This is a genomic window from Propionivibrio sp., from assembly GCF_017995515.1.
Classification (GTDB): Bacteria; Pseudomonadota; Gammaproteobacteria; order Burkholderiales; family Rhodocyclaceae; genus Propionivibrio.
The window spans coordinates 20,873-30,451 of the sequence record NZ_JAGOIT010000041.1; the positions used below are offsets into that span (position 1 = coordinate 20,873).

Here is a 9,579-nt window from a genome sequence, read left to right on the forward strand (position 1 = left end):
TGCGGAGTCGCTGACGTGAACCTGCGCCTGTCCGGACTGCTGCTCGTGACCTTGCTGCTCGCCGCGTGCGGCGGGCAGCCGGCGCGCGTGAGCGACGGCGATGCTTCGGTCGGTACGAAAGCGCCGCGCAAGTCGGCCGTCGCGCAGAAGCGCGGCGGTGGCTACTACAAGGACGACGGGCCGGGCGACGACATTCCCGACAACCTCGACGACCTTCCAGACGCCGAGCCGCGGCTTGAGCCGTTGCACCGCTTCGCCAACCGGCCGTATGTCGTTCTAGGCAAGTCCTACACGCCGGATACGGCACTGCGGCCCTTGCGTCAACGCGGTATCGGCAGCTGGTACGGCAAGAAATTCCACGGGCAGAATACGTCGATCGGCGAACCCTACGACATGTTCGCCATGACGGCGGCGCACCCGACGCTGGCGATACCGTCCTACGTGCGCGTCACCAGCGTCGCCAGCGGCAAGAGCGTCGTCGTGCGCGTCACCGATCGCGGCCCTTTCCACGCCGATCGCATCATCGACCTCTCCTACGCCGCCGCCTACCGTCTCGGCTACATCAACAACGGCAGCACCGAAGTCGAGGTCGAAACGATCGTGCCGGACGCTTCCGGCACGACGCTGACCTACGCGCAGGTCAAACCGCCGACACCCCAGCCCGCCGCGCCGGTGGCGCAGAATCCGGCGCCTGAGGCGGCGGCGGCTCCCGACGAAATCGCCGTGCTCGCGGCGAAGCTGGCGTCGGCCGAGGAAACGCCGCCGCCGACACCGTTGCAGAAGGAAGCGCAAAAGGAATTGCAGAAGGGCGTCTTCCTGCAGCTCGGCGCCTTCGCCAGCGCCGACAACGCCGAAAGCCTGCGCCTGCATCTCCTGCGCGAGCTCGACTGGCTGACCGAAGCGATCGAGGTCAACGGCGCGGGCGGCGTCCATCGCGTCCATCTCGGCCCCTACGCGAGCCGTGCCGACGCCGAGAAGGTGGCGGAGAGAATCCGCCTCGCGCTCGGCTACAAGCCGACCTTCGTGACACGCTGAGTCGCTCGCCCCGGGCGCCTACGCCCCAAGCAAGTATTGGTGCGCCACCCACGCCTGGCCGAGTGCCAGACCGCCGTCGCTCGGCGGCAGGCGGCGCGATTCGACGAGATGCAGCCCGCGCGCGCTCAGGCTGTTGTGCAGGCCGCGCACCAGCACCTGATTCTGCAGGCAGCCGCCGCCCGCGGCGACCGTGCTGCCTTCCGGCGCCACCGTGCACAGCCAGTCGGTGAGTGCGGCGATCAGCGTCGAGTGGAAGAGCGCGGCGCCGCGTTCAGGATGTTTCTCGTCAGCCAGCGCGGCGAGCAGCGGCAGCAGGTCGAGCATGCCGTCGCGGATGCGCCAGCCGTCGGCGAGCGGCGGTATCTCGCCGAAATGATCGGCCTTGCCTTCGAGCAGGATGCCGGTCTGGCCGCGGAACTGTGTGACGTGGTTGATGCCGAGCAGGCTGGCGACGCCGTCGAACAGGCGACCAAGGCTCGATGCATTGCGGCAGTCCTCGCCGCTGACGAGCTGGTCGGCGAGCACCGGCGCCATCGGCTGCTCGGGAAAGCGCGCTTCGATTTCGTCGGTACGCCCGAGGGCGTTCAGGATGCAGCCGGCCAGTCGCCAGGGAACCCGCGATTCATCCTCGTCGCCGGGAATGCGCATCGGTACGATCTGGCCCAGGCGATCGAAGTGCGCGCCGTCGACATTGAGCAGCTCGCCGCCCCAGATCGTGCCGTCGGCCGCGATCTCGCCACCATCGAGCGCCAGCGCGAAGATCGGCGCGTTGATGTGGTGTTCGGCGAGCACGGCGGCAATGTGCGCGTGATGGTGGTGCACGCCGAGCATCGGGATACCGCGCTGGCGCGCCATTTCGGCGGCAAAGCGGCGGGCGTGCGAATCCTTGTTCAGATCGTGTGCGACGAGCGCCGGCGACACTTCCAGCACCTTGAGCAGATGGAAGATCGTTTCCTCGAAGAAGGCGCTTGCCGCGGTATTCGACAGTTCGCCGATGTGCTGCGAGACGAAGGCTTCCTGCCCGCGCGTGACGCATACGGCGTTCTTCATCTGCCCGCCGACGGCGAGGATTGGCGGCCCGGGATGCGGCAGCTTGATCGAGCGCGGCGTGTAGCCGCGGCTGCGCCGGATGATCTGCAGGCCGCCGAGGCCGGACAGCGCGATGCTGTCGTCGCAGCCGGTCACCACGTCGCGGTCATGGACGAGGAAGGCGTCGGCGATGCCGGACAGGCGCTGTAGCGCCTCGATGTTATCGATTGCCGGCGGCTCGCGGCTCGGATTGCCGCTCGTCATCAGGAGTGCGAAAGGTTGGGCCTTGTCCAGCCATTCGGTGCCGGCAGGACGTCCCGCCGCTTCATGGAACAGCAAGTAATGCACCGGCGACACCGGCAGCATGACGCCGAGCCAGGGCAGCCCGGGCGCGACGTTCGCCATGTCACGGTCGCAGCTCGAACGCTTGCGCAAGAGGATTACCGGCCGCTCGGGCAGGTTGAGCAGGCCCGGCTCGCCGACGCTGACCTGCACGTAGGTCGTCGCCGACAGCGCGTTGGCGAACATCACCGAGAACGGCTTGTGCTTGCGGTTCTTGCGCTGGCGCAGAAGGGCGACCGCCTCGGCGTTCTTGGCGTCACAGGCCAGGTGAAAGCCGCCCGGCCCCTTGATCGCAAGAATCTTGCCGGCCCGCAGCAGGGCATAGGCGTTGGCGACGACGTCGCCGGCGATCGGGTCGCCGTGCACGTCGAGCAGCGAGATCTGCGGGCCGCACTTGGGGCAGCAGTTACCTTCGGCGTGCAGGCGGCGATCGTCCGGCTTGCGGTACTCCGCCTGGCACTTCTTGCACATGACGAAGGGCCTCATGCTCGTGCGCTCGCGGTCGTACGGCAGACCGTGGCAGATCGTATAGCGCGGGCCGCAGTGCGCGCAGTTGGTGAAGGCGTAGCGCCAGCGGCGGCCGTTCGGCGCGAACATTTCACCCAGGCAGTTGCGGCAGATGGCCGTGTCCTGGCCGATCATCGTCGCCGCGCGTCCGCCGCGGCTGTCGAGGATGTAGAAGTCGTCGGAGACGGCGACCGAATCGGTGAAGCGCGAGGTGATCGCGTCGATGCGCGCCAGCGGCGGCGCGTCCTGATGCAGGCGCTTGAGCAGGAGCTCGACCGCTTCGCGCAGGCCGCAGACCTCGATCTCGACGCCCTGCGCGTCGTTGCGTACCCAGCCCGAGAGTTTGAGTTCGTGCGCGAGGCGCCAGACCAGCGGACGGAAGCCGACGCCCTGCACGACGCCGCTCAGGCGGATGCGCTGACAGATGACTTCCGCGTTCTCTGTGAGTTGCTCGCTCATGGCTCTCCGTAATCGTTCGCGGCCGGCGGACAGAAAGTCCACGCAGACCCGCGAAGGCGTTGTTGGTTCAATGCACCGCAAAAGTGCGGCGCATTCTATCCGAAGCACATGGGTGCGGGAATCCGCAGTTCTACGGGGCGAAGACTGACCATGTCCAGCCCGCCAAACGAGACTCGAGTCGCGCCCTACCGAGTGCATTTGTATGATTTGCATCAATCCAAAGCTAAACTCCCCGCTGCACAATGACGCGGCCCGCGCCGATCGACCTCCAATTCACTCTTCTCCTGAATGCTCGAAGCCTCCAACCTTGAATGCATCCGCGGCGAACGCAGCCTGTTCGCCGGTGTCGGCTTTCGGCTGGCGGCGGGCGAAATGCTCTATCTACAGGGCAGCAACGGTTCCGGCAAGACGAGCCTGATGCGCATTCTGTGCGGTCTTTCGCATCCGGTGGCGGGTGAAATCCGCTGGCGTGGCCAGACGATCGCCGCGCTCGGCGAGGACTACCGCCGCGAGCTGTGCTACCTCGGCCATCACAACGCGATCAAGGAAGAGTTGACACCGCTCGAAAACCTGCTGGCAGCGGCGCGCCTCGCCGATGAAGCGCTCGACGAGGGCGATGCGCTTGATGCGCTGGAACGCGTCGGCCTCGCGGGACGGGAGGAACTCGCTTGTCGCTATCTCTCGCAGGGGCAGAAACGGCGCGTTGCCCTGGCGCGTCTGGTCAATGAGCGGCGCGCGCTGTGGGTGCTCGACGAGCCCTATGTTGCACTCGATACTGAGGCGGTCGCGCTCGTAGCGGATCTGATCGGTGCGCACCTGCAACGCGGCGGCTTGGCGGTGCTGACGACGCACCAACCGGTCGATGTCGCGGCCGGCGCTGTACACGAACTGCGCCTAGGCTAGTCGAATGCTGAGACTGCTCCACGCCATCGTCGCCCGCGACCTGCGCCTCGCCTTGCGCCGCCGTGCCGACATTGTTTCGGCCCTCTTCTTCTTCATCATCGTCGTCAGCCTCTTCCCGCTCGGCGTCGGGCCGGAACCCGAGCTTTTGCGCAAGCTGGCGCCCGGCGTGCTGTGGGTCGCGGCGCTGCTGTCGACCATGCTCTCGCTGCCACGCCTCTTTGCCGACGACCACCGCGACGGCACGCTCGAACAGCTGGCGCTGGCGCCGCAACCGCTCGGGCTGATCGTGCTCGGCAAGGTGCTCGCACACTGGCTCGTTTCCGGCCTGCCGCTCACCCTGCTGGCGCCGGTGCTCGGCCTGCAGTTCGACCTGTCGGCCGAGGCATTGTGGATGCTTACCGTGTCGCTGCTCATCGGTACGCCGGCGCTCTCCGGCATCGGCGCCATCGGCGCGGCATTGACGCTCGGCGTGCGCGGCGGCGGCGTGCTGCTGTCACTGCTCGTCCTGCCGCTGTATATTCCGGTGCTGATTTTCGGCGCCGGCGCGGTCGATGCGGTGGTTGCCGGCGTGGGCGCGCAAGCCCATCTGTCGCTGCTCGGCGCGCTGACGCTGGGCGGCGTCTTCTTCGCCCCGTGGCCCACGGCGGCGGCTTTACGGATTGCTTTGGAATGACGGCATGAGCAACAGGCTGATCAACTGGTTCAGGTTCGCCAGCCCGCAGGCGTTCTACCCGCTCGCCGGGAAGATGATCCCGTGGTTCTGGGCGGCGGCGGCGATCTTTGGCATCGCCGGCCTCTACGTCGGTTTCCTGCTGGCGCCGACCGACGCGCAACAGGGCGAGGGCTACCGCATCATCTTCCTGCACGTGCCGGCCTCGTGGATGTCGATGTTCATCTACATCGTGATGGCGTTCTGGGCCGGACTCGGACTCGCTTTCAACTTCCGCCTCTCGGGCATGATGGCGACGGCGCTGGCGCCGACCGGCGCGCTCTTCGCCTTCCTCTCGCTGTGGACCGGCGCGTTGTGGGGCAAACCGATGTGGGGCGCCTGGTGGGTGTGGGACGCGCGGCTGACTTCCGAGCTGATCCTGCTCTTCCTCTACGTCGGCTTCATCGCGCTGCAGTCGGCGATCGACGATCCGCGCCGGGCCGACAAGGCCGGAGCGATCCTGGCACTGGTCGGCGTGGTCAATGTGCCGATCATCTACTTCTCGGTGAAGTGGTGGAACACGCTGCACCAGGGCTCGTCGGTCAACTTCGCCAAGTCGTCGATGGCCACGGTGATGCTCTGGGGCATGCTGCTCTGCGCGCTGGCCTGCTGGATGTACGCCATCGCCGTCGCGCTGATGCGCGTGCGTACGATCATCCTCGAACGCGAGCGGCACACGGACTGGGTTCGAGCGGAACTCGCCCGTATGGACAACAAGAATTCTTGAAGCTCGTGACAATGACTCACCTTCTTCCACTACCGTTCGCCCTGAGCCTGTCGAAGGGCGGGTGTCCGTGCGCCGGTTCATGGTTCGATGCCCCGGAGGAAATCCCCTTGGGGGACAAGCTCACCACGAACGGTGGATGGGGCGTCAGTCACTTTCGGGATTCTGAATAAAGGAGCAGGCGATGTACTGGAACAGCTTTGCCGAGTTTCTCGCGATGGGTACGCACGGCGTCTATGTCTGGGGCTCGTTTGCCGTGATGGCGCTCGTGATGATCGCGGAACCGCTCATCGTCGTGCAGGGTCAGAAGCGCGTCATCGCGCGCCTGAAACGCCAGTTCCGCGCCGAGAAGGCGGAACAAACTCACATTTCCAAGGGCAGGCAGTGAAAACACGTCACAAACGCATCGCGCTGATCGTCGGTGGGCTGGTCATCCTCGGCGCCGTCGTCGCGCTGGTGCTCAACGCCTTCCAGAGCAACCTGGTGTTCTTCTTCTCGTCGACGCAGGTGGCGGCCGGCGAAGCGCCCAAGGGCAAGCCGTTCCGCGTCGGCGGCATGGTCAAGGAAGGGTCGATCCGGCGCGAGGCCGACGGCGTCACGCTGCGCTTTGTCGTCACCGACACCGAAAAGGACCTCGCCGTGGCCTACAGAGGCATCCTGCCCGACCTGTTCAAGGAAGGAAAAGGCGCCGTGGCGCAGGGCAAACTCGGCGAGGACGGCGTCTTCGTGGCGTCGGAAGTGCTGGCCAAGCACGACGAAAACTACATGCCGCCGGAAGCGGCGCAAGCCGTCGGCGATGCGCACGCGCGCGCAGCGGCCAATAAGGCGGCCGTCGAAGCCGCCTCGCGGACGATTCAGCAATGATCCCCGAACTCGGTCATTTCGCGCTGATCGTCGCCTTCTTCGTCGCCCTTGTGCAGGGCGTGTTGCCGCTTGTCGGGGCGCATCAGGGGCGTGCGGCGTGGATTGGCATTGCCCGACCGGCAGCGGTCGCGCAGGCGTTGCTGCTGGCGTTCGCGTTCGGTTGTCTGACCGCGTCCTTTGTGCAGAACGACTTTTCGGTGCTTTACGTCGCGCACAACTCCAATTCGCTGCTGCCGCTGCCGTATCGCGTCGCGGCGGTGTGGGGCGGGCACGAGGGCTCGCTGCTGCTCTGGGTGGTCATGCTCGTGCTGTGGGCGCTGGCGGTGGCGATCTTCTCGCGCCAGCTGCCGGAGGCGATGGTCGCGCGCGTGCTCGGCGTGCTTGGCCTGGTGACCGCCGGCTTCCTGCTCTTCATCCTGATGACGTCGAACCCCTTCGAGCGTCTGCTACCGGGCGCCGAAGAGGGGCGTGACCTTAACCCGCTGCTGCAGGACCCCGGCCTCATCTTCCATCCGCCGATGCTCTACATGGGCTACGTCGGCTTCTCGGTGGCCTATGCCTTCGCCGTCACCGCGTTGATCTCGGGCCAGCTCGACGCCGCCTGGGCGCGCTGGTCGCGGCCGTGGACGACGGCGGCGTGGATCTTCCTCACGCTCGGCATCGCGCTCGGCTCGTGGTGGGCCTACTACGAACTCGGCTGGGGAGGCTGGTGGTTCTGGGACCCGGTGGAAAACGCCTCATTCATGCCCTGGCTCGTCGGTACGGCGCTCGTGCACTCGCTGGCCGTGACGGAAAAGCGCGGCAGCTTCAAGAACTGGACGGTGCTGCTGGCGATCTCGGCCTTCTCGCTCTCGCTGCTCGGCACCTTCCTCGTGCGTTCGGGCGTGCTCACTTCGGTCCATGCCTTCGCCACCGATCCGCGCCGCGGCATCTTCATCCTCGCCTTCCTCGTCGCCGTGATCGGCACGTCCCTTGCGCTCTTCGCCTGGCGCGCGCCCAAGGTCGGGCTGGGCGGGCGCTTTGCCCTCGTCTCGCGCGAATCGCTGCTCCTGACCAACAACGTCCTGCTCGTCGTCGCCTGCGGCACCGTGCTGCTCGGCACGCTCTACCCGCTGCTGATCGACGCGCTCGGTCTCGGCAAGCTCTCGGTCGGCCCGCCCTACTTCGACGCCGTGTTCGTGCCGCTGATGCTGCCCATCCTCTTCCTGGTCGGCGTCGCGCCGTTCGCGCGCTGGAAGCAGGCGAGCGTCGGCGAACTCGCGCGCACGCTGCGCTGGGCTTTCCTTGCTGCGGCGGTGGCCGGTATTGCCACCCCGTTCCTGTTCGGCGAATGGAAGGCGCTCGTCGCGCTGAGTTTGCTGCTCGCCGCGTGGATCGTCCTATCCAGCCTCTTCAACATCGCCGAGCGCGTGCAGGCGACACGCGCCGGGCAATCGGTCCCGGCAACGCTCGCGCGACAGCCGCGCAGCTTTTACGGCATGCATCTGGCGCACCTCGGCGTCGCCGCCTTCGTCGTCGGCGTGACGCTGGTCAGCGCCTACGAGGCCGAGAAGGACGTGAAGATGGAGGTCGGCGATACCGTCGCCGTCGGCGGCTACACCTTCCGCTTCAACGGCGTGCGCGAGGAGAACGGCCCGAACTATACGGCGCAGGTCGGCGACGTCGAGCTGTCGCGCGACGGCAAGGTGCTGCATACGATGAATCCGGAGAAGCGCCGCTACGTCTCGTCGGCGATGCCGATGACCGAAGCGGCGATCGACACCAGCCCCGTGCGCGACGTCTACGTTTCGCTCGGCGAGCCGATCGACAAGGACCGACCCGACGCCGCGTGGGCCGTGCGCGTCTACCACAAGCCCTTCGTCGTCTGGATCTGGGGCGGCTGCGTCATCATGGCGCTCGGCGGCGCACTGGCCATGAGCGACCGGCGCTATCGCCGTGCCACAAAGGCGCTAGAAACGAAGGACGTTGCATGAACCGCTTTCTCTGGCCGTTGATCGGCTTCGTCGTACTCGTCGTGCTACTCGCCGTCGGGCTCAACCTCAACCCGCGCGAGGTGCCCTCGCCGCTCGTCGGCAAGCCGACGCCGGACTTCTCGCTGCCGCAGGTCGCGGACCCGGCGCAGACCTTTTCGCCGAAGGACATGCTCGGCAAGGTCTGGCTGCTCAACGTCTGGGCGACGTGGTGCGTGTCGTGCCGCGAAGAGCATCCGATCCTCGTCGAACTCGCGAAAAACAAGACCGTACCGATCGTCGGCCTCAACTACAAGGAAGTGCGCGGCGACGGCAGCCTGGACGCCGACAAGATCGCGCCGGATGCCGAGAAGAAGCTCGCGCTCGAACGCGCCAACGGCTGGCTCAACGAGCACGGCAACCCCTACGTGCTCTCCGCGCTCGACCTCGACGGCCGCGTCGGCATCGACTACGGCGTCTATGGCGTGCCCGAGACCTACATCATCGACAAGGCCGGCGTCATCCGCCTGAAGCACATCGGGCCGGTGACGCCCGACGTCTATGCGAAGAAGATCCTGCCGCTGGTCGCGGAGTTGAACAAATGACGTCGAAAAGTTGGGTTGGAACCGCTTTCAACGCAGAGAGCGCAGAGGCGCAGAGGGCGCGGAGCGGACTTGGCAACTTCTCTGATCGGTCTTCCGTTTGCTTCTTCTCTGCGTTCTCTGCGCCTCTGCGCTCTCTGCGTCAAGAGTGGTTGGCCGCGCTTGCAAGGCACATGGCCTTTCTCTGCCTGCTCTGTTCTGCAGCGGTCAATCCCGCCTATTCGAAAGAAGCCGCGCCGCTCGCGCAGGATGAGGCGGTGGAAAAGCGCATGGTCGCCATTTCGTCGGAATTGCGTTGCCTCGTCTGCCAGAACGAATCTTTGTCGGCGTCCAACGCCGAACTCGCGCACGACCTGCGGCGCGAAATACGCAGCCAGATCGCCGCGGGAAAAAGTGACGGCGAGATCCGCGATTTCATGGTCAGCCGCTACGGCGACTTCGTCCTCTACCGGCCGC

Annotated in this window: 10 protein-coding genes; 9 read left to right on the top strand and 1 reads right to left on the bottom strand. The window is 66.4% G+C overall.

Features of this window, described 5'->3' with window-relative positions:
• Positions 1 to 15 precede the first annotated feature (15 nt).
• Positions 16 to 1,035, top strand: coding sequence for a septal ring lytic transglycosylase RlpA family protein (locus KBA32_RS08680; protein ID WP_294357545.1), 1,020 nt, complete (start codon positions 16 to 18; stop codon positions 1,033 to 1,035).
• 18 nt (positions 1,036 to 1,053) lie between these two features.
• On the opposite strand, the gene hypF is transcribed toward KBA32_RS08680, so the two are convergent.
• Entirely contained in the window at positions 1,054 to 3,372 is a 2,319-nt protein-coding gene (gene hypF, locus KBA32_RS08685) for a carbamoyltransferase HypF (protein ID WP_294357547.1), read from the bottom strand.
• Positions 3,373 to 3,660: 288 nt separating this feature from the next.
• Here hypF and ccmA point away from each other — a divergent pair, with 288 nt between their 5' ends.
• The 8 genes from ccmA to KBA32_RS08725 all read left to right on the top strand — a co-directional run.
• Complete coding sequence (gene ccmA, locus KBA32_RS08690) at positions 3,661 to 4,275, top strand: cytochrome c biogenesis heme-transporting ATPase CcmA (protein WP_294357549.1); 615 nt, start codon at positions 3,661 to 3,663, stop codon at positions 4,273 to 4,275.
• Between the two features lie 4 nt (positions 4,276 to 4,279).
• Positions 4,280 to 4,948, top strand: coding sequence for a heme exporter protein CcmB (gene ccmB, locus KBA32_RS08695; RefSeq protein ID WP_294357551.1), 669 nt, complete (start codon positions 4,280 to 4,282; stop codon positions 4,946 to 4,948).
• A gap of 4 nt (positions 4,949 to 4,952) precedes the next feature.
• Entirely contained in the window at positions 4,953 to 5,711 is a 759-nt protein-coding gene (ccmC, locus tag KBA32_RS08700) for a heme ABC transporter permease CcmC (protein WP_294357553.1), read from the top strand.
• A 181-nt stretch (positions 5,712 to 5,892) separates the two neighbouring features.
• Positions 5,893 to 6,096: a heme exporter protein CcmD gene (ccmD, locus tag KBA32_RS08705; RefSeq protein WP_294357555.1), complete on the top strand. Its 204-nt coding sequence runs from the start codon at positions 5,893 to 5,895 to the stop codon at positions 6,094 to 6,096.
• Complete coding sequence (gene ccmE, locus KBA32_RS08710; protein ID WP_294357556.1) at positions 6,093 to 6,572, top strand: cytochrome c maturation protein CcmE; 480 nt, start codon at positions 6,093 to 6,095, stop codon at positions 6,570 to 6,572. Before ccmD ends, ccmE begins: the two co-directional genes overlap by 4 nt.
• Positions 6,569 to 8,545 carry a heme lyase CcmF/NrfE family subunit gene (locus KBA32_RS08715; RefSeq protein ID WP_294357557.1) on the top strand — a complete coding sequence of 659 codons (1,977 nt, stop codon included), beginning with the start codon at positions 6,569 to 6,571 and terminating at the stop codon, positions 8,543 to 8,545. Before ccmE ends, KBA32_RS08715 begins: the two co-directional genes overlap by 4 nt.
• Positions 8,542 to 9,126, top strand: coding sequence for a DsbE family thiol:disulfide interchange protein (locus KBA32_RS08720; protein ID WP_294357560.1), 585 nt, complete (start codon positions 8,542 to 8,544; stop codon positions 9,124 to 9,126). The genes KBA32_RS08715 and KBA32_RS08720 overlap by 4 nt, the downstream gene beginning before the upstream one ends.
• A gap of 170 nt (positions 9,127 to 9,296) precedes the next feature.
• On the top strand, positions 9,297 to 9,579 hold a 283-nt coding region (locus KBA32_RS08725), incomplete at its 3' end, for a cytochrome c-type biogenesis protein (protein WP_294357564.1).

Excerpts from the sequence above, each read along its gene's own strand:
- ccmB (WP_294357551.1), top strand. The coding sequence starts at position 4,280 with ATGCTGAGACTGCTCCACGCCATCGTCGCCCGCGACCTGCGCCTCGCC.
- ccmD (WP_294357555.1), top strand. The coding sequence starts at position 5,893 with ATGTACTGGAACAGCTTTGCCGAGTTTCTCGCGATGGGTACGCACGGC.
- hypF (WP_294357547.1), bottom strand. The coding sequence starts at position 3,372 with ATGAGCGAGCAACTCACAGAGAACGCGGAAGTCATCTGTCAGCGCATC.
- KBA32_RS08720 (WP_294357560.1), top strand. The coding sequence starts at position 8,542 with ATGAACCGCTTTCTCTGGCCGTTGATCGGCTTCGTCGTACTCGTCGTG.
- ccmC (WP_294357553.1), top strand. The coding sequence starts at position 4,953 with ATGAGCAACAGGCTGATCAACTGGTTCAGGTTCGCCAGCCCGCAGGCG.
- ccmA (WP_294357549.1), top strand. The coding sequence starts at position 3,661 with ATGCTCGAAGCCTCCAACCTTGAATGCATCCGCGGCGAACGCAGCCTG.
- KBA32_RS08715 (WP_294357557.1), top strand. The coding sequence starts at position 6,569 with ATGATCCCCGAACTCGGTCATTTCGCGCTGATCGTCGCCTTCTTCGTC.